Annotated in this window: 23 protein-coding genes and 2 pseudogenes; 11 read left to right on the top strand and 14 right to left on the bottom strand. The window is 38.7% G+C overall.

What is annotated here, in order from left to right:
* Positions 1–60 precede the first annotated feature (60 nt).
* Both ACVS9P_RS08380 and rsmH read right to left on the bottom strand, forming a co-directional pair.
* Positions 61–927 (bottom strand): MerR family transcriptional regulator, encoded by an 867-nt coding sequence (locus tag ACVS9P_RS08380; RefSeq protein ID WP_452103122.1) that lies wholly within the window; start codon positions 925–927, stop codon positions 61–63.
* 189 nt (positions 928–1,116) lie between these two features.
* Positions 1,117–2,166, bottom strand: coding sequence for a 16S rRNA (cytosine(1402)-N(4))-methyltransferase RsmH (gene rsmH, locus ACVS9P_RS08375; protein ID WP_452103121.1), 1,050 nt, complete (start codon positions 2,164–2,166; stop codon positions 1,117–1,119).
* 117 nt (positions 2,167–2,283) lie between these two features.
* Here rsmH and ACVS9P_RS08370 point away from each other — a divergent pair, with 117 nt between their 5' ends.
* Positions 2,284–2,640, top strand: coding sequence for a site-specific integrase (locus ACVS9P_RS08370; protein ID WP_452103120.1), 357 nt, complete (start codon positions 2,284–2,286; stop codon positions 2,638–2,640).
* Between the two features lie 23 nt (positions 2,641–2,663).
* A pseudogene (locus tag ACVS9P_RS08365) lies at positions 2,664–2,855 on the top strand (tyrosine-type recombinase/integrase); the annotation flags it as partial.
* Positions 2,856–2,955: 100 nt separating this feature from the next.
* On the opposite strand, the gene ACVS9P_RS08360 reads toward ACVS9P_RS08365, so the two are convergent.
* The 9 genes from ACVS9P_RS08360 to ACVS9P_RS08320 all read right to left on the bottom strand — a co-directional run bounded on the left by ACVS9P_RS08360 (position 2,956) and on the right by ACVS9P_RS08320 (position 8,692).
* Complete coding sequence (locus ACVS9P_RS08360; RefSeq protein ID WP_452103119.1) at positions 2,956–3,174, bottom strand: hypothetical protein; 219 nt, start codon at positions 3,172–3,174, stop codon at positions 2,956–2,958.
* Positions 3,175–3,294: 120 nt separating this feature from the next.
* Positions 3,295–3,633: a cupin domain-containing protein gene (locus ACVS9P_RS08355; RefSeq protein WP_452104690.1), complete on the bottom strand. Its 339-nt coding sequence runs from the start codon at positions 3,631–3,633 to the stop codon at positions 3,295–3,297.
* Between the two features lie 146 nt (positions 3,634–3,779).
* A complete protein-coding gene (locus ACVS9P_RS08350) occupies positions 3,780–4,109 on the bottom strand; it encodes a DHCW motif cupin fold protein (RefSeq protein WP_452103118.1) in 330 nt (109 codons plus the stop codon).
* A 160-nt stretch (positions 4,110–4,269) separates the two neighbouring features.
* Positions 4,270–4,962, bottom strand: coding sequence for an aspartate/glutamate racemase family protein (locus ACVS9P_RS08345; protein WP_452103117.1), 693 nt, complete (start codon positions 4,960–4,962; stop codon positions 4,270–4,272).
* A 184-nt stretch (positions 4,963–5,146) separates the two neighbouring features.
* Positions 5,147–5,341 carry a YwbE family protein gene (locus tag ACVS9P_RS08340; protein ID WP_452103116.1) on the bottom strand — a complete coding sequence of 65 codons (195 nt, stop codon included), beginning with the start codon at positions 5,339–5,341 and terminating at the stop codon, positions 5,147–5,149.
* 160 nt (positions 5,342–5,501) lie between these two features.
* Positions 5,502–6,281 (bottom strand): PhzF family phenazine biosynthesis protein, encoded by a 780-nt coding sequence (locus ACVS9P_RS08335; RefSeq protein ID WP_452103115.1) that lies wholly within the window; start codon positions 6,279–6,281, stop codon positions 5,502–5,504.
* 501 nt (positions 6,282–6,782) lie between these two features.
* The gene (locus ACVS9P_RS08330; protein WP_452103114.1) at positions 6,783–7,580 is read right to left on the bottom strand and encodes a hypothetical protein; all 798 of its coding nucleotides are present in this window, start codon (positions 7,578–7,580) and stop codon (positions 6,783–6,785) included.
* Between the two features lie 75 nt (positions 7,581–7,655).
* The gene (locus ACVS9P_RS08325) at positions 7,656–7,817 is read right to left on the bottom strand and encodes a hypothetical protein (RefSeq protein WP_452103113.1); all 162 of its coding nucleotides are present in this window, start codon (positions 7,815–7,817) and stop codon (positions 7,656–7,658) included.
* A 542-nt stretch (positions 7,818–8,359) separates the two neighbouring features.
* Entirely contained in the window at positions 8,360–8,692 is a 333-nt protein-coding gene (locus ACVS9P_RS08320; protein WP_452103112.1) for a helix-turn-helix domain-containing protein, read from the bottom strand.
* Positions 8,693–9,152: 460 nt separating this feature from the next.
* Here ACVS9P_RS08320 and ACVS9P_RS08315 point away from each other — a divergent pair, with 460 nt between their 5' ends.
* From ACVS9P_RS08315 to ACVS9P_RS08290, 6 genes and pseudogenes are all read left to right on the top strand, one after another.
* On the top strand, positions 9,153–9,626 hold the full coding sequence (locus ACVS9P_RS08315) for a zinc-ribbon domain-containing protein (RefSeq protein WP_452103111.1): 474 nt from the start codon (positions 9,153–9,155) through the stop codon (positions 9,624–9,626).
* A 23-nt stretch (positions 9,627–9,649) separates the two neighbouring features.
* On the top strand, positions 9,650–10,315 hold the full coding sequence (locus ACVS9P_RS08310; RefSeq protein ID WP_452103110.1) for a zinc-ribbon domain-containing protein: 666 nt from the start codon (positions 9,650–9,652) through the stop codon (positions 10,313–10,315).
* Positions 10,316–10,401: 86 nt separating this feature from the next.
* A complete protein-coding gene (locus ACVS9P_RS08305; protein WP_452103109.1) occupies positions 10,402–10,548 on the top strand; it encodes a DUF6809 family protein in 147 nt (48 codons plus the stop codon).
* 265 nt (positions 10,549–10,813) lie between these two features.
* Positions 10,814–11,248, top strand: a complete 435-nt coding sequence (locus tag ACVS9P_RS08300; protein WP_452103108.1) for a hypothetical protein — start codon at positions 10,814–10,816, stop codon at positions 11,246–11,248.
* 186 nt (positions 11,249–11,434) lie between these two features.
* Positions 11,435–11,539 (top strand): annotated as a pseudogene (locus ACVS9P_RS08295) (DUF960 family protein); the annotation flags it as partial.
* A gap of 17 nt (positions 11,540–11,556) precedes the next feature.
* A complete protein-coding gene (locus tag ACVS9P_RS08290; protein WP_452103107.1) occupies positions 11,557–12,078 on the top strand; it encodes a DUF1643 domain-containing protein in 522 nt (173 codons plus the stop codon).
* Positions 12,079–12,285: 207 nt separating this feature from the next.
* Here ACVS9P_RS08290 and ACVS9P_RS08285 read toward each other — a convergent pair whose 3' ends face one another.
* A complete protein-coding gene (locus tag ACVS9P_RS08285) occupies positions 12,286–12,792 on the bottom strand; it encodes a hypothetical protein (protein ID WP_452103106.1) in 507 nt (168 codons plus the stop codon).
* 444 nt (positions 12,793–13,236) lie between these two features.
* Between ACVS9P_RS08285 and ACVS9P_RS08280 the strand changes: the two genes are divergently transcribed.
* Both ACVS9P_RS08280 and ACVS9P_RS08275 read left to right on the top strand, forming a co-directional pair.
* Positions 13,237–14,856, top strand: a complete 1,620-nt coding sequence (locus ACVS9P_RS08280) for a DUF927 domain-containing protein (RefSeq protein WP_452103105.1) — start codon at positions 13,237–13,239, stop codon at positions 14,854–14,856.
* Positions 14,857–15,155: 299 nt separating this feature from the next.
* Positions 15,156–16,796 (top strand): recombinase family protein, encoded by a 1,641-nt coding sequence (locus ACVS9P_RS08275; protein WP_452103104.1) that lies wholly within the window; start codon positions 15,156–15,158, stop codon positions 16,794–16,796.
* A 400-nt stretch (positions 16,797–17,196) separates the two neighbouring features.
* Here ACVS9P_RS08275 and ACVS9P_RS08270 read toward each other — a convergent pair whose 3' ends face one another.
* Positions 17,197–17,517, bottom strand: coding sequence for a TfoX/Sxy family protein (locus ACVS9P_RS08270; protein ID WP_452103103.1), 321 nt, complete (start codon positions 17,515–17,517; stop codon positions 17,197–17,199).
* A gap of 326 nt (positions 17,518–17,843) precedes the next feature.
* Between ACVS9P_RS08270 and ACVS9P_RS08265 the strand changes: the two genes are divergently transcribed.
* Positions 17,844–18,713 (top strand): D-alanyl-D-alanine carboxypeptidase family protein, encoded by an 870-nt coding sequence (locus ACVS9P_RS08265; RefSeq protein ID WP_452103102.1) that lies wholly within the window; start codon positions 17,844–17,846, stop codon positions 18,711–18,713.
* A gap of 523 nt (positions 18,714–19,236) precedes the next feature.
* Here the strand turns inward: ACVS9P_RS08265 and ACVS9P_RS08260 are convergent.
* Complete coding sequence (locus tag ACVS9P_RS08260) at positions 19,237–19,518, bottom strand: hypothetical protein (RefSeq protein ID WP_452103101.1); 282 nt, start codon at positions 19,516–19,518, stop codon at positions 19,237–19,239.
* Positions 19,519–19,521: the final 3 nt, after the last annotated feature.

Raw genomic sequence — 19,521 nt, 5'->3', positions numbered from 1 at the left:
AGCTTCATCATTCTCCTTCGTTTTGATGAAACAATGATAAAGCTTTCCCTAAGGGGAGGGTCAATGAATGTTCTGTGAATTTACAGGAAACTGTATTTCAGTCAGATAATTGCCTTCTTCATCCGTTGAAGCTTCATTGATGTAAAAATATTCGACAATCGGGAACTGCATTTCATAACCGGAGTTATGGATACGGAGACAAAGTTCCTGGAGAAATTCCGAATTTAGGCATTTATAACTTCCTTTATAAATATAGCAGGCATACGTTCCGCCTTTTATGTTATAGGTTGGCAATGACAGTTTGGCTGATGCTGTCACTTCATAGCCCAATTTTATGTGCGCTTCATCGACTTTTGTGAGGCTGTTATATAAAGCCATCGGTGCAGAAACAATTACATCTTCTAAATTGGAGCTTTCTTTTTTGATAGAAGAAAGCATCTGCGTAAAATAATGTCCGAATAGTGATGAATCGAATTTTCCCCGATATTCACTGAACACAAACATTCTTTGCCGAATTTCACGAATAATCAGATGGTTAACATCAGCATCATGAAAACTTTTGCCGATAACGGAACATTGCTTTTGCAGGGCCTTAATCTTGTTTAACGAAGTCTGCAGTTTATCAATTTGGGATCTAACATTTTGCTCCTGCATGATCAAAGCCTGTAATAACTGATCGACTACATTCGCCTGACTATTCGCTTTGAAGAATTTTTGAATATCCTCCAAAGACATGCCTATATCATGTAATTGCCTAATTGAGAGCACACGGGTTATGCTCTGCTCGGTGTAAAACCGATATCCATTCTCAGGATTTATCTTAGCCGGTTCAAGTAACCCTATTTGATTATAAAAACGCAGCGTTTTGGGAGTGACATTGCAGAGTTTTGCCATATCGCCAATACTGAACAGCATATTGAATTCCAATGATCATTCCTCCGTCCATTCAGTATTATAAACTATTCCTAAGGTGTTGTTTCCTCCGAAGTAGGTGTTGCTTTAACATTTTAAACATTAAGTAAACATTATGCGAAGTTCGTGACAAAGCAAAATACACTACATTAATCTCATTTGTTGATTCGCAGATATCCAAGCGCATAAAATCATCCCAGTTAACTACGCTTTGATCGCCCACCTCATTTTTGTTGAACGGGCACGGCTGTTTCGGTTACATTCTTCTGTGGTCGGCCGTATTACCTCAGTTGCAATTTTGCTGTAAACACCCTCTTGAAATAGTAGTTTAAATGATTTTTTGACCAATCTGTCTTCGCCGGAATGAAAAGTCAGCAAGGCAACCCGTCCGCTTTTCGCAAGGACATTGGGAAGCTTTTCTAGAAACGCATATAGCGCTTCAAATTCGCTGTTCACATCAATTCTAAGTGCTTGAAAAACCCTTTGGCTTGATTTTTTTACCGCTTTATCTCTTTCAGCTGCCGGAATAAATCGAAGTGCTTCTTTGATGATTTCGTGAAGCTTAGTCGTAGTAGAAATATCAATTCCATTTCTTAGCTTTAAAATAATCGTTCTGGATATTTCTTTTGCATAAGGCTCATCTGCATTTTCGATTAACATGCCTTCTAATTCCTCTTGGGTCAGCTCTTTTAAGCGCTGAGCCCCAGTAATGCCCTTTTCAGGATTCATTCTCAAATCTAATGGACCGTCATTTTTAAAAGAAAATCCTCTTTCGGGATTATCAATTTGCATGGAAGATACGCCTAAATCCGCCAATATAAAATCGAACTTGCCCGCCTCGGCAGCGACTTCATCAATATTTGCAAAATTAAGATGCTTGATTGTTAAGATATCCGGCCCGTAGCCCATATTTTCTAAGCGTTCTCTGGTTTTGTCTATTTCAATTGGGTCTATATCCAAAGCATAAATATGCCCTTTATTCTTTAAGCCTTTGAGCATTGCGGATGTATGTCCGCCATACCCCAAGGTGGCATCCAACCCGACTTCACCCGGTTTAATCGCTAAAAAATTCAATATCTCATCAACCATGATGGGAATATGCATTCCGGCAGGCGTATGGCCCTTCTGAATTATATCCTCAACTGTTTCTGCGTATTTTTCAGGCTGCAGTTCCTTGTATTTTTCATTAAAGTATCTCGGATGTGTTCCTTTGTATCGAACACGCCTTTTATGCTGTTGCTCCTGGTTTTCCATGAAGCATTTCACCCCATTCTATTAGTAATTTCTTATTTGCATACCTCATTATTCCACTAATGCGCGCACGTAACCTGCTGTATATATGTCAATACTCCTTCAAAAGGAGTGAATTATATGCAAATTAATCGATCATGTTCAATCGTGGAACAATATTTGGCTTATCTCATTACGATCAAAGGACGCAGCAAGAATACTGTGATTGAATATCGTCTGGATTTACTACAATTTTTCAAATATGTTGCAGATGCAAGGGGAGAGGAGCATTCTGATTTTGGCTTTGTCACCATCGACTATATCTGTTCGGTTAGTCTCGGTGATATGTATGGATTTCTTGCCTACTGCCAGGATATCCTTCATTCCTCTCCCGGTACAAGGACGCAAAAAATTGTTTCCATCCGGCAATTCTGGAAGAAGCCGTTCGCCTACTCATCGAAACTAGCTCAAGCTCTGTGCGTGATAACTGTATTATAACAATATTCTTGAACTGTGCTTTACGGCTGTCCACCCACAAATTGCGACATACTGCCGCTACACTTATGTACAAATATGGTCATGTAGATATTCGCTCACTTCAGCAACTCCTTGGACACGAGAGTATAGCTACAACAGAAATCTATACTCACGTAGACGATGGACAATTACAGGCCGCCGTCAACGCCAATCCGCTTGCCATGATGTTTAGCTGAGCATCATTCATCATTATTGATTAATCGATGAAACTAAGTAAGCATGATTAACAATCGCCCAGTGAATCAAATTTCGACAATTATGGCTGCCGGAATTTCATTATTTCAATTTGTATAAGAGTTTCCATTTTGATGATTTATCGAAGCTTTCTATTATGTTTTTGAGAGTTTTTGCAAATTCTCCAGCTTGAGGTTCGGGCTTTCCAATTGTCAGCCATATTTTTTTTGTAATCAAATCATATTTATCCATAGAAGAATTTTCTTTCTCCAAAAAATCATCGACGGCCTCTTTAATTTCTTGATAGTTATCGATTTTCATAATACACACCTCAGTATCTAAATTACAAATAATACCTGCCTTCAATGGTATTACGTAAACATAATGAAAAGTTCGGAGAATCCTCCAAGTTGTTGAGTATGCTCATAACAGTCCTACATATCAAACAATCCGTTTGCCCCCGAAGGCATGGATGGTCCGCGTCCCCGCCTTGCATCTCCCACCTTGCAAAGCTCCTTTTGGAATGAAAATTTCATCACCTGCATGCAAAATGGTTTCTTTTCCATCTATTGTGACGGCATATTCTCCGGATAAACAAACCATGTATTCATCATAATTGTGCATATGTTCTTTTGACGCCCTGTCAGCTAAGCAAGTCCAAAAAGCCATTTGGCTACCGTCTTGAGCAGTATAATAGTAACCATCAATATCTGGTGTGTTTTGCTGCTGAATTGGTACCTGGTTTACGCTTCTTTTCATAAAGTCAGGAAATTTATCCATAAAACTTACTTCTCCTTCCATTTATCCATCCGTTTGCACTTAATATAAAATACGTGCTATTTGCAAGCACCAATTATATGGTATTAAATGAACATAATGCGAAGTTCAAGGGAAGCTCCCCTGCAACTGCAACAATGCTCATAATGTCAGTCTACAATGAAAAGCTTGGCACCCTTTTCAGTATGCGAGCGGTGGGGATTACTACCTTCAGCAACTTGATAACTCATTCCAGAGGTTAGTATAAATTCTCTGCCGTCTTCAAGTTCAGTTACTAATTCGCCATCCAGAACGAGAAGAACATGCCCACGCTTACACCAGTGATCTGCAAAATATCCAGGTGAATATTCAACCATACGCACCCTTATGTTTCCCATTTCAAAGGTGTGCCAATATGTTTCCCCAGTTATGCCCTGATGTACGGTAGGCTTTATCTTGCTCCAATCGATTGTACAAAATGGTACATCTTGAATTTTCATGCTTCATCATCCCTTGTCATCTTGTAAATTTGTAAAACTGTAATACTGAAGAATACCGTGAACATAATGTACATGTGGCTACTTAGTAACCCGATTTGAATTCGTCTAGTCACTGATTATCCGTTTGATAAACACAATCCACATCTCATTTTAATGGATGTCATTCCCTCATTGCAAACTCAGCAGCAGCGTCAGCATGTATAAGAGCTGTATCGTATACAGGCAAGGTGCTATCTTCCTGCTTAACAAGCAAGCCGATCTCCGTACATCCCAGGATTACCCCTTCTGCACCCTGTCCTTTCAATCCAGTTATGACATTGCTAAAATATTTACGAGATGGCTCTTCTATTTTTCCGACGATCAATTCTTTATTGATGATTTTATGAATTTTATCGATATCCTCTTCACTAGGAATCATAACGCTTATTCCGCGATTGATAAGTATATTTTTATAGAAATCTTTTTCCATTGTAAAGCGAGTACCCAACAAGGCTACTGATTTTACATTATCCGCTAATAGCTTATCCGCAGTTACTTCGGCAATATGTAAAAATGGTATATGAATTTGTTCTTGTATTTGTGGCGCTACGATATGCATCGTGTTAGTTGCAAGTATAATAAAATCGGCACCAGCATTTTGAAGAGTTAATGCTGCTTTGCCTAGAATATCACCAGCACGTTTCCAGTCGCCGCTTCTATGGATATCCTTGATTTCTTGATACTGTACATTGTATAAAATGCATTTAGCACTGTAATATCCGCCTAATTTTCTATTTATGTATCTGTTTAATTCAAGATAATAGGTAGCTGTTGATTCCCAACTCATTCCGCCGATAATACCAATAGTTTTCATAAGTATTCTCCTTACTGATGATGCAGTAGGTGTCGATCGCAAGTGGCTTTGAATATCATAAACATTATGCGAAGTTTGGATAGTCTAAACAGGCTAGGCTAATATGGATAATAGGTACCGCATCCATTACTAGGGTGTACACTTCGCTACCATTCGTTATGGCAATATTGTTGGTCCTGAATGATTAAAAAATCTCCTGGACTCTGCCCACCATGTTGCCCTCTTCCAGCATGACCTTAATGCCGTGCGGATGGGCTGGACTGTTTGTGAGTATACGCTTAACGTGTCCTCTGGTAAGTGCTCCTGTGCCTTGGTCTTTTTTGAGTACGATATCTACCTGTGCGCCGATTTTAATATTTGATCTTGTTCTTCCATCCATATAATTGTCTCCTCGTATGATTTCATGAGAACCTCGTAGACTTTCACTTCCTGACACCAATAGTAAGAATTAAACATAATGAGCAGTTAGTTTTCGCTTAAAAAATGTTAGCCAAGGTCTGCTTCACAATGCAAATAGGTCTCTGAACTGCATGTTGAGTTTATATATTAATGTTTCCAATCAGATAGCAGACTGCTCTTCCTCCAATACTGACCCTATCGCCACAGTCTTTGCAGATAAGGATCCCACCGCGGGTTGAAAGTTGATGGGCGATCATGTCCTTTTTATGCAATTTTTCACTCCAAAATGGAATCAACGTACAATGTGAAGAGCCTGTAACCGGATCTTCATCGATTCCAGCGTTAGGTACAAAAAATCTTGATACAAAATCACAGCTCGATGATCTTGCCGTAACGATAATTCCAAAAGAATTTTTCACTTCTGCCAGCAAAGACAGATTTGGATGCAAATTAGCAACTTCAAATTCATTTTCCAATAAAACCAATAAATCTCTTGATTGAAAAGTTGCCTTAACATTTATACCGAGCGCTTTTTCTAATACTGTCGGCTTTGCGCATGGTATGGCTTTTCGACTGGGAAAATTCATCGAGTATATATCTCCGGTTCTCGTCACTGATAGTAGACCACTTTTTGTGTGGAAATCGACGTGCTTTAGTGAAGGATCTACATAATTCATTAGAATAAATGCACTCCCGAGAGTCGCATGGCCACATAAATCAATTTCGACTTTTGGAGTGAACCAACGTAAATCATAATACCCATTTTGCTTTAATAAAAAAGCGGTTTCGGCTAGGTTGTTTTCAAAAGCAATCTGCTGCATGACTGCGTCGTTAATCCATTTGTCTAATAAGCAAACACCCGCAGGATTCCCGTGAAAAGGCATATCCGCAAATGCGTCTACTACATAATATTTTATCATTCAATTTTCACTCCTTTTTGATTATACATACTTTTATTTTTAACTTAATCAACCTTAATCTGGCATGAATTAAACATAATGGGAAGTCCGATTCGTGACTATATTTCTATCTGCCTATCATAATTTTTAGACTATATATGCTAATGATTCCTCAATGTTTTGGTTTGAAAAATATATGAAACCGTTTAATTCATCTATCTTTTGTGGATTCTTATATTTACTAGCCTTTATTCCACCAACATAACACATCATTAAGCCAGAATAATATTTTTTCTCCTTTACATAATATGAGATAACAGTTTTGCTATTGTTATCAATTGTTTATTATTTGTGCCGTTCGTCAACATTTCCCGCAATTGCTATTGGCTGCATACAAATTGTTTATTTCAGGAAATAAGTGATCCCATCTTATCGCACTGGATCTGATTTCATAAACGTGTTTTACGTTATATGCGAACAAGACGAGCCCATTGTTTTAATCCGAATGCACTTTCAAGCAATTTACTTCTCATCGTTAATGCTTAGTGCCTTTTTAAATATTGCAGTCTCTATTGGCACAAATTTACCTTCAGAGATTAGTGGCGCCCCCATTGTAGCTGATATTCTTTTTATCGCGACTGCATCCATTAGGGGAACCTTTTGCGCCAGAATCTCATTTATGCTGTTAGCTGCATTCTGGGTAGTTAGTTTCTCTAGAGATGCCTTAAGTTCAATCTTTTGATCTTCGCTTAAGCTTTCATCGGTAATTACGGCATTAGAGAGTTTTCGAATCTCGCTTGCCATGTACATAGCACTGAGCATTATGTTTAAGAGGTGCGCTTTTGCCTCCTCACTGCTCATATTTTCCTTATACTCGTTTAAGACCTCGTCTACTTCATGTGAAAAAGCATCAACAGACAGGATTTCTGTACCAGATTCGTCTTCTTTCTCGATTGCCACTGACCCACTATTTTCGACTGGTTTCTTAGTTATTTTACGATAGAACTTCTTTACTCCTGGAACAACTGTATCCGTAAACCACTCTTTTACATACGGGTACGCTTTTGTTGCCGCAGCACCAATCCCTATTCCCATTGCAATAAGGGCCAAAATTGCAGCGGTATCGCCTCCGTCAGATCCGCTTCCATCGTTACTGGCAGCGTCGTCATCGTTATCTTCTACTTTTACAAACTCACCCGCACCGCAGGGTTTATTCGATTCATTATCTAAATAGACTCCTCGTTTAGCTCCCGGAGTGTCGTTTGAATCCGCCAAGTGCTTACCCGGCTCCTCTTTTAGGCGATATAAATCATTAGACATAGACTGCCCTCCCAAGTAATACGTCTTTCTGTATGAATTTTAAGGGTTGAGTGCCAAATTCCGCAGGTGCCATTGTCAAGACTCTATCTTTGGCATAATGTAACTATTTTGGAAATGCGCGCGGATGTCCAGAAACAACATGGTTTTGCGGTCTTTTCCGGATTCTGGCGATCCGATAAAAGAGGCACAAGTAGCCTGCCTTTCTGTTGCCGTTATGGCCATATGCACCAGCAACATGGAGGCACCTCCTTGCATTCTTGATCAAGTCAAACCATCCCCTTAATCATAGAGATGCCGCAACGTTATATCATACTTTAATTGCACATTATTGCTATTAAAGGTAGTCATAGATCATATTAAGTACAAATATAATTACAAAATCATTATATTCCCAATATCGCCCAAATTCAACAAGTGAATCCAATATTTGCAATAGCCAAGTAGCAACGAAAAACGGCGCAGCGTCAAGGCGCCATTTTAGCACAGCCCTCTATGCAACCATAAAACGCCGTTTTTGGGAGCTAGAGGGCTGTTGCTTACTTTTAAGAGGAAACAAAGAAACAAAGGGTTTTAAAAATAATTCTAATTACATATTATAATCATGATAAAATTGTTCTCACTGTGCTTTAAATGCTTGCAGATTGTGCCTTTAATTTGGCCTAATCTACGCATTTTGTCTACATATAGCCAGTGCCAAGGACAAGTAAAATAGCGGGCAATAGGTTTTAACCTATTGCCCGCTATTGCTTATCCCAAAGGAGTGTGAATATGAATACCTGCTAAAGTTCTCTGAGTTTTACGGCATGTTTGATGATTTGCAAAATTTCTTGTTTTTCCGCTGAAGAAAGATTTTTAAGCAAAAAATTGATTTGACGTAAAACTGCGTCTTCATCCGCATTATAAGAAATTTGGTCACTAAAAAAGTCCGATAAGGAGATGTTTAGTGCATTGCAGATTTTTGCGATTGTAACCACGGTCGGATTCTTTTCTTCGCGTTCCACCTGTCCGAGATAGGCAGTCGTTATTTCAGCATGTAAAGCAAGTTGTTCCTGAGAAAGGCCATTTTTCGAACGAAGTTCTTTTACTCTTTTTCCCGTACTATAGTTATTCATATTGCCCATCACCATGCCCATCACCATATAGAATAAAGTATTGCATTTGTTTGTACAACGTTATATAGTTTTTATATTATTAGCAACTATAGTATATATATTCGGAATCATAGAAAGTATGTGAAGTATCAAATTTTGCTAGAAAATGCCGAAAAAAACGTCAATGAGTTTTTCAAAAAATATGGGTATAGTTCCAGATGAATTCGCAGAATTATTCATGATCAGCGCGAAATCCACTCTAAATTAAAATGAAAATAATCGAAAGAAGGAGGAATAGAGATGAGAAATCTTTTTAAATTGGGATGCGTTTTGTTCATCGTTTGTTCCATATTGGAGATTATCGGTCTGCAGCACTCAATCCTGCAGAACGAAACGTTTCAAAAGAAGTAGGGTGATCCTTCAGAAGATGAAGAGATCAATCATTGGGAGAAATGAAAAATGTGTTGAGAAGTGGTGATTTTTGTTCTGTCCAAACTGCGGGGCTCCATTGACTGGAAATGAAAGATTCTGCGCCAATTGCGGAACACCTGCAGGTCAAATGCCTAATCCGTCTTCATCGGGTCGAATAAGCCCTTTTTTAGTGGAATTGGCACACAGAGAGAAGGTCTCTGCGTCAATCTGGATCGTTGTAGCCGGTATTCAAATCCTTACTGTAATCCTGGTAAATGGCACAGCAATGATCGTTTTAATCTGTAGTCTCTGGAACCTCTATGCAGGATATTCCAGAATTCAGCAAAGTAAAAAGATTCTTACTAGCTGGATCGATTTGGTAAATATTTATGAAAGGTCCAAAAATCAGATCATTTTCAATATTCTATTGAATGCTTTTATTGGTGGCATTGTTGGAGTAATTGGAGGAGCTTATGATATGTTAACTCGAAACTACGTCCTCGAACATCAAAATGAGTTTAATTCAACAGAAAATTTTAAGTAAAAATATTAAGAGGAGTGTTATTCATGTTTTGTAAACAATGTGGGACAAGTCTTCTCGAGGGTGCAAAGAATTGCCCAAACTGCGGTATGGCAGTAGAACAGTCGTCACAGTCTTCACAACCAACTTCCAAAGAAACATCAGGCAACAACCAACGTGCCACAAATAGAGTTTTTGCGCAGTCCGCTCAAATGCCGACGGTCAACAAAGAGTTTATCCTTAGAAATGTTAATGCCATTCTTGCGGGGATCTCTGTTGTTTTAATGTTTTTGCCCATGTTTGTCATCAACTGTAGTGCACTAGGATATAGTGGCAAATTGTCCGAATCAGGGTTCGCAGTTGCATCAGGGGTTAAATTTTCTGACTATAGTGCGACTTCTGTTAATTTCTTTGCATGGCTGATGATTTTGATCCCGATTTTCTCAATCTTAGTCAACTACATAAAACCATTATACTCGATAAAAAAGATCACTTTATTTGCAGCGCCACTCGTTTGTATCATCAGTTTGTTTTTTGCGAGATCAATTTTTGTTTCCAGTATGAATGCCTTTGTATCAAGTACACTAGGTCTTGTGAATGTCTCCATATCACCTGCATACCTTGTGGATTCTCTTGCTTGGCTTCTTGTGGGCTACCTTCAATACATGAATATGCCCCTGACAAAAGACAGTGTCGTAAACCTAATCAATTAGAAAAAATAATAGAGTTACTAGCTTTTATTGATTTCCTCATGCTGATAAATGGCATGGGGATTTTCTTTTTTAGAGGAGAAATCAGGATGAAACCAATTTTGAAGGCAATTTACTATGGACAGCTAAATCCTTCGGAAACAATCGTTCTTCACGATAGGCGGTACCGAAAGAATCTAAAAAGACAAATTGAATTGAGCAACCGTCTTTTCCGAACATTTACACCGGAGCAATAAAAGCTTTTTGATGCACTTCAACAACAGGAATCTAAAAATAACGCTTACCTTCTGCAAAAGAACTTTAGGATAGGGTTCCAGATCGGGGCTCAAATCATGATAGAACTGAAAGGGGGATAACAGACCATGCCATTTTATGTCTTAGGTTTTACTTGTACTCTTGCAACAATTTTAGCATTTGAGTATCTAGTTACAAACAAAACTGCAAGGAGAGTTGAAAAATGATTGCCACAGCCATTGAGCAATTTCTTTCCGGAGCGGAAGCATGTATTCTTCTTTACCTCTCTTGCCGCATCAGAGGAAGGAGTATCCGGAAGCGATGATACGAATTAGTGAGCCGGAAGATCTTGAAAAGAAGATGATTCCTTTTGAGATCAAAGAGTATCTTTCTAAATACTTACAGACCGTTCTTCAAAACTATGGTTGCAATTCTTTAGAAAAAATCGGATGTATTTACTATTTTGAAACTACAGAGGATACTTTGAATTATTCTAAGATGGGGTTAAGCTATTCCCTTTTAGAAACACCATTTGAATATTGTGAGTTCATTTCAATAAAAAACAGCTGTGGGGAAAGCAATCTTCTTCACGGATGTTATGTTTTTAATAATGACTATGCAATAGACTTTTTCGGACAGGATAGCATTTTCGATCAACAAACACTTTCTACTTTAAGGAGAAATAATTTTAATGTTTCATGATCCTCAGTATATGACAACAAAGTTTATTAACAAAATTCCGTACTTAATTCAGCTTCTTTTTTTCAGATGATTGATTCTTTAAAGGTCAAATCAGATGTGGACGATATTCAAGTGTTTATACTTTCTGTAGAGACTCACGACGGAAGAACTTTTCAGAAAATTGTCCATTCTTAGGAACAGCCGCCAAAATCAAAAACTTATTTAATTCCTTATCCCAGTCCCGTTACAGCAAAAGTTTATACCATTGACAATAAGGACCATTATACATTTTTGTTAGCAGAAGAATATTAAAAAAGGAGTGACAAAATATGCCCAATAATAATCCGGGAAATACAAATGTTCTCACAGGAAACATGAAAACAACTGCTGTTTTTAGTCGGGACGGTAAATATCGCTATCTTCTGGAAAAGGAGTGGGACGAAACCCTTCCAAAAGCGGCAATCATCATGATTCAGGCCGGTACTGCCGACACGGTTAAGATGGATACGACAACAATGCTTTGTGTGACAAATGCCTGTGATAACTCCTTCGGAAGCATTTCAATTCTGAATTTGTTCAGCTCAATTCATTCGGATATTCCTTTGAGTGACAAAGTGAATAATGCAATGATTGTTCGTTGCTGCGACGAAGCAGACAAGATCATTTTTGCTTTCGGAAAAGGAAAACAACATCTGGAACGTAAACTTGAAGTCTTAAAAATGTTAGAAGGGTACAAAGAAAAGTTCTGCTGCATTGCAGACAAGAAGGGAAGAACGTTGTTTCACCCTCTTGCACCACAAGTCAGAAATGAATGGATTCTTGTACCGTTTGAAAACGAAGTTAATACATAAACACATCAAATTAAGGCCGCCAGAACGAGTCTGACGACCTTAATTAATTGCAGAAAAACTTTCTAATAGCACTAAAAATTCAGGTCCTTTTCAAGAAAGTAGAAAAGGGTTAAACTCTGTCCTGATTTTGTAAATCTTGGTTTCCTTCTCTTTCATCAGAGCAGTTCCGAATTTTTTTGCTTTTCTCTTTAAAGTGTATGTAAAAAATCACCGGGATTCCGGGTCTTCATCCTCTGTGAAGTTTGGAATGAATTGTTTACAGAGATCCAGAAATATATCATAGTCTTCTTTTTCACCAAAACGAACAAGTACGGTATCATAATCAGAAATCACAAAGCAATGAGATCCTTCAAATGCTTTACGTATTATTTCTCCTAATGGTGCTGCTCGGTATGATTCAACTTTCAAAAACAGACCTAAATCGCATTTTGAAAAATCCTGAACATCACGCAACATACAGTGCATTTTTGTGTTGACATGATGCTTTTTCATCCATTCTTTTACAGCAATAATGGAACGCTTTTGAGAATCTTGATGATTGTAAGCCCAATCCCTAAAATCTCGTTGTATTCGACTTTTATTAGTACTTAGACCTTTCAGAACTTCTTTGTCTTTGTTTAGGGCCTCCAGCAATTCCGCTTCTGAGTTGATTTTCTCATTGTTGCTTAAGATATCAAAATAAATGTTCATTCTTGCTTCAAAATCAGTTTTCATGTTTATTTTCCTCAAAATGGTAATAATGATTAAACTTACTAAATATATCATATTTAGTAAAAAATTAAATTTAAAATAATCACTAAATGGTGATGAGGCTCAATGAATGATGAATCAAACCGCATTACTGGTTTTTGCCTTTATCAAGTCGCTGTTAACCAAATAATTATATCATATTATATGACTAATACATAGATAAATATCAATTATTGAATATAATAGCACTGATTTTGCGGTCTTTTTGATGATTTTTAATCATAATATCAGCTTTAAAATTCACTTCAAATATGCTAAGTTGATAATTGTCTGCAGACGACTTTACAAAACTATTAATTAAGAAGGTCAAAAATGAAATCGTTTTCGAATGCATCTTTAACTTTTACCGAGGTTGTGCCTCTCAAAAATCTCCCTACATATCCTTTTTACCGTGACGGAGACTCTCTGATGTATGTGTATAAAAGGGGAAAATTATTTTTTGCGAGGGCGATTAGTCAGTCTTTCTCTGTAACTCAGGTCACATATGACATGGAGATGGGTACTTACTCTGACAGCCTTTCTATTTGTACTGGCTTTGGTAGAAGTGGTGTTATTGTGCCAAGAAGCGTTTTTTCCATCAGAAAATTTGAAGGATTAAATGAGCATGGTCTGCAGTATGAATCAAGTGCAGTTTCTATATTGTTAAGATATGTTGCTTTGTCAGAACAGCAAGCCTCATTAGTGACACAATATCGAAGTGTAGGATGGGTTCAGCAGGAAAAAAGTAAAGTGAATTTTTGTGGGTTGAATGATATGAACGCTTTTCAGTATGTCGGGAGAAAAGGCTTGACCTCGACAGGATCTTTTAGCGATTACGTTGCCGGAGTCAATAAGCTGGTGGTAGGTCATGTGGGGTTGGAAATCAGTCTTGCAACCAGTATTTCCGCTGCTGTGATTGGCTTCCTTTCTACACAGCAGCCGATCGAATCTCTAATGGTGCACTTCTTTGGGACATCCTCCTGCGGAAAAACGACAGCGTTACAGCTTGCAGCTTCGGTATGGGGAAATCTGGAAATGGGGAAAGGTATTTTATCGTCATGGAATGCCACCGACAACGCACTGCTTGCAAAGCTCAACGATAATTACGGCGTGGTCGCTTGTTTTGATGAATCCTCTGCTATGGCTCGGGATTTCTCAAAAACGATTTACGAGATCTCGCAAAATGTTGGAAAAGCTCGTCTTTCAAAAACATCCCAGCTTCAAAAAGAGCGTAGTTTTTGTACAAGTATCATCAGTAGCGGCGAAAACTCTCTTTTGGCAGCCAGCAACAAAAATGCTGGTCTCCGTGCCCGGCTGCTTGAATTTTTTGATGCGCCTCTTACAAAAGATGCCGAACACAGTGATGACATAAAGCAATTTGTAGCAAACCAGCATGGAACACTTGGGGCCAAATTTGTAACCTTGTTGGAATCGAGTGATCATGGTTGTATAGCTGATAGGATAAAGCTATGGAAAGAAAAGCTTGAAAAAAGACTTACCGGCAAATATGTGTTAAAGGATCGCCTGATCTCTAAATATTCGATCATTTTGGCATCTGCTGAGCTTACTCGTAATAAATTAGGAATCCAATTTAAATTAGAGGGGATGAAAGACTTGTTGATCAGTCACTATAATTCTTTATTAGAGGAGCGTGATATGGGTCAAAATGCTTATGAATTGATAATGTCATGGCTGGTAAAAAATTATACTCACATCATTTTGGGCGACTACCTGCCTGCTCTTGCTTCGGTTGATGGAATATTTCTTGAAGGCGATAGAGTTGCCCTACTAAAAAGTTGTTTTGAAAAAATACTTCGTGATGGTGGTTTTACTGATACGAAAGTGGTCGCTCATGAGCTGAAAAAGCTTGGCCTATTGGTGCCGGAGTCGAAAGATCGTCTCACAAAAAGGGTCGTAATCAATGGAATTAGGGTGTCCTGTTACTGCTTGGAGGTCAATACAGGGATGCCTAACATCAAATCACAGTCTGCTGATTGTACGCTTTGGGAACACACGGAAGGGGACGATTTAGACAGCATTGAAATCTAACAGAGAAAGGAAAGATGCTTCGTGATTTTGCTAAAAGCTACTGTTCCTCGCAAAGATTTGAAGTTTCCGAATTCTGTGGCAACCCAAGAGGTTCAAAAATACGATAATGATCAAAATATGGCTGCCTTTTTTTCACCAATGATCGATATGATTTGTCGGCTTATAAACGAGCCTTAAAATAGAAAATAAAAATAGAAAGCCGCGGGAAATTCAAAACTTTCCGCGGCTTTTTGAATCTAATATAAAAGGAATTAATTTGCTAGAGCTAAATGAATAAAAATTAGAGGAGGAAATCTTTGATGAAAAGTGGAAATCTAATGAATGGAAAAATTAAAGCTGTCGGCTATTGCCGTTTTTCCAGCGATATGCAAAGAGAAGAATCGATTGATGCGCAAAAACGATATATCTCTGTTTATGCGGCGCAAGGAACATATGAGATCACAAATTTTTACTGTGACCGTGCTCGCAGCGGCAAAAATACAAAGAGACCTGCTTTTCAACAAATGCTTACGGATGCAAAGCAGGGGAAGTTTCAAGCAATTATCGTTCATAAGCTTGACCGTTTTTCAAGAAGTACAGAAGATACCTTGCGTATTATCAATGAGCTCAAGGACTTTAGTGTTTCCGTGATTTCTGCATACGAACATTTTGAAAACAATGCGATTGGCGACTTCATGTTAAAAATCATTTCCGGAATGAGCGAATGGTACATTTCAAACCTCGCGAATGAAGTTCTTAAAGGGCAGCGTGAAAATGCCTACAAATGTCTATCTAATGGGGGAAGAGGCTGCCTCGGTTACGATATCGTTGATCAAAAGTATGTTGTGAACGAAGAAGAGGCTGAATCGGTAAGACTGATTTTCCAAATGTATAGTCAGGGTTATGGCTATAATTCAATTATTGATCGTTTGAATGCCCTGGGCAAAAAGACGAAGGCAGGAAGACCCTTTGGAAAGAACAGCCTATATGCAATCTTGAACAATGAAAAATATACCGGCGTTTATATTTTTAATCAGATCGCGAGGGGTAATTCTCAGGGAAAGCGCAACAGTCATAAAAAGAAACCGAATAGCGAGATCATCCGTGTAGAAGGAGGCGTTCCTGCTATTATTTCTAAGGAGTTGTGGAATAGGGTGCAGGCTATCCGTCAAATCAACCTGAAAGGCAAGAGTCACAATAAGTACTTTTATCTTCTCTCTGGACTGATCTATTGTGGTGAATGTGGAGGCAAAATGCATGGGAATCCTCGCAACACTGGAAATGGAGGTCCTACTTATTTAACTTACCGCTGCAATAATCGCGACAATAGCCATTCCTGCAGCAACGGTGAAGTTCGCAAGGAATATGTGGAAGGGTTTGTCATTGAAGAGTTATTTGACCACTTTTTCAATCGTACTGCAATCCCAGAGATTACTCGTCAGCTGAATAAAAAACCTCAGGAAAACAGTAATAATAGCAGTGATGAATACAAAGAGTATCGTGCTACTTTGAAGGTTCTGAAAAAGTCCCGCGATAATCTTGTAGAAGCGATTGAAAAGACCGGATACAATAAAGCACTCGGAGATAAACTGAAAAACGTGGAAAAGCAGATCGAGGACTGCGATCTGTTCCTCCAGAAATACGAAAACAGGTATCAAAACGTTCCTACTTTTACAGAGGAACAGGTTCTCAAAAATCTCTCCAAAATCAAACAATTTGCAAAGAGCAGTCATAAGGAAGAAGTTCGTGCCATGGTTCAGCAATATGTAGATCGTGTGACCGTTTTTCATGACAGGGTGGAAGTAGTCTTTAAGGTTGCGTTTCATTCTGATTTTGGGAATTCAACCACATTTCACTGTGACTCGTCCGTTACGAGATACAATCTTGATCAGTACAGCAAAGCCGGCATGTTGGAAAAAGCTAAAAAAATAGAGGAACAAGAGAATCTTTACACAGCATAAGTAAAGTTAGGCTCCAAGGCAAAAACGCCTTGGAGCCTGATTTTTTTCTGAAACATAAGTACAATCCAATCTTAAAATAAAAAGTTGCTTCAATCATTTGAACATCGGTTTAAAAAGAGGTCAATTTATAATATCAAAATAGAGGTCATCAGAACAAGTCTAACGACCTCTATTCGCTTCGGAAAGCACTCAAAAAGTGGCAATTGGACCTTCCCCTTTGTTTTTCTACTGACCAAAGAAGATCGCCAGGAATAAAGGGCTTTCTCCAGCGAATTATAGAAAAATCAAAAACTATTCTACTACGCAATCCATGTCAATAGGACAGTTACGATCTCCAGCCTATTGTTAGGCATATAGACTTCTTTGTATTCTTTTTTAAAATCAAATGCTTTTATGCTTGTCACTTTTGCTTTTTCAGCTTCGGTTCCGGTAATGCCATGTAGGTTGCCATTGCCAAGCGAACCAGGGCACTCCGGTTATCCACATCCTCAATTAAAAAATAATTCTTTGCCACTTTATAAGGTGCTGCCTCCCGTAGTTTGGGACAAAGCTTGCGGCCTGCATTCGTAATTTTTATAAAAAGTTGGTCATCACACACAAGCGCAAAGATTTTTCCATCGAGATATAACCCGTACTCACCGAACATCTTGCGATAAGTGACGCACCCCATGTCGCGGAGTTGCTCTACGATATATTGCACAAATTCAAGTTTCGACGCCATTAAAGTCCTCCTTTTTCAAATGAGCCAATCTCAATGAGGTTCCCTTCCGGGTCCGCAATGTAGCAGGTGCGGGCCTTGGCCTCGCCATTTCGGCGGGAAGCAACTCGGAGCGCACAATGTTTACAGTGAAACTTCCATCATAAGAAAATCTTAAGAAATTCGTAAGGTAGAATTCCAATTTAATTGGCGAAAGGATGATTAAATAGAGATATTAAAAACCAAGGAGTTGTTTACCGTTGTATTACAGAAAGAAAAAATCAGGTCGTTTGTTGGTTGTTCTGATAGTAATTGTCTTAGCCATAGCATTCAAATTTGGGCTGTCCGTTATGAACGACATAACCCCAAAAAGTGTTTGTTTTGCTACTTCCGGGTCGTCTGTTACTTCGATACCGCAAAATTCCGACCCGCCTGTCTCTATTGATACGGGAAACCTGCACAGCCCCTGTGCGATCCTTGTTCGTCTCAGTGACAAAGCTGTGCTAATGCAGAAGCAGAGTGATGAAAAGATTTACCCCGCTTCATTGACTAAGATGGTGACGGCTATTGTGGCTATCGAAAATCTACCGAATCTGCAAAAAAAGGTAGAGCTTTCGTCTTCCATTTTTCAGCCGCTTTACAACGAGGACGCATCGAGAGCCGGTTTTCTGCCGGAAGAAAAAGTCCCAGCTATTGACCTTCTGTATGGCGCTTTGCTGCCAAGCGGCGCGGAGTGTTGCATCGGGCTTGCAAATGAAATTTCCGGCTCGGAGCAGAACTTCGTTGAAATGATGAATCAGAAAGCGGAACAACTCGGGATGAAAAATACCCATTTCGCCAACTCAACAGGGCTGCAAAATGAAAGCCACTACACAACCGTGAAAGATTTGTCGATTCTTCTCACCTATGCGCTCCAAAATAAAACGTTCCGAGAAATATTTACTTCTTCCAGTCATTCTACAGCGGCCACCAACAAACATCAGGATGGAATTACCTTTACAAGCACCCTGTCCAAAAGTCTGAAGGGTCACACGTTTCCGGACGGAGAGATTCTCGGTGGGAAAACAGGATATACCGACGAAGCTGGTCTTTGCCTTGCCAGTCTTGCCCGTGTTGACGGAAAAGAGTATATTCTTGTGACTGTTGGAGCAAAAGGGGATCACGAGACCGAGCAGTACGATATTGATGATGCCTGTGAAGTATATAAAGAATTAAGTTGAGTTATGATTGAAATTCATTTTCGGAGATCCCGCCTCTACGATAGGCGGGATTTTTTATATCTAAAAAATAATAGAAGAATAAGGCTTTTATATTTTCGAAAGGGGGCCGGAAGGGAAAAAATAAATCATGTAAAATAGACGGATAAAAGCAAAAAGAAGACAGGAGAGGATAAATTCAAATCATGGCAAAAGTGGAAGTCACAATTTATGGATGCGGGTAGGACGAAGCCGCTTCGTTCCGAAAGATGGCACCTCATTTTGACGTTATGCCTACGATCACAGATGCAGCGATATTTGATAAAATAGACGACACAAAAAGAGCCACAAAACATTTTAGTTTCGTGGCCTAGATGGTGCGGGTAATTCGAGCTATGAATGAATCGCCCATTCGTGACTATTTATTTTGTGATTCTAAGTGCTTATCTCAAATACTGTGTTTTACAAACTTGCGTGATTTAATGAAATAGGCTTTTTGTAATGCTAGCTTATATGAAAACTATTAATTGCTACTTGGAAAGATGTTTTAAACCGTTCTATCTATTACCGTTACTTTTGTAATAATATCTCGAAGCTTTGTTCCATCAATTAAGAAGTCCAAAATTTCATCAGGAGTTTCGGTATCAAAGGCTTCAGAATAATGATCCCCTTGGCAAATGCTAATTTTTCCATCAGGATGTGTAATGCTGTAAGACTTATTTTTCCAGACAAATTCAAGTTTTCCGTGAGCTTTCATGCACCATTTAAACTCACTGATTGTTTGAAAATTTAGATTTTCCTGCTGGATGTTATCTAATTTCTCACTCATAAT

The organism is Caproicibacterium sp. NSD3 (assembly GCF_053613275.1).
This window is presented reverse-complemented; position numbering and strand designations above follow the sequence as displayed.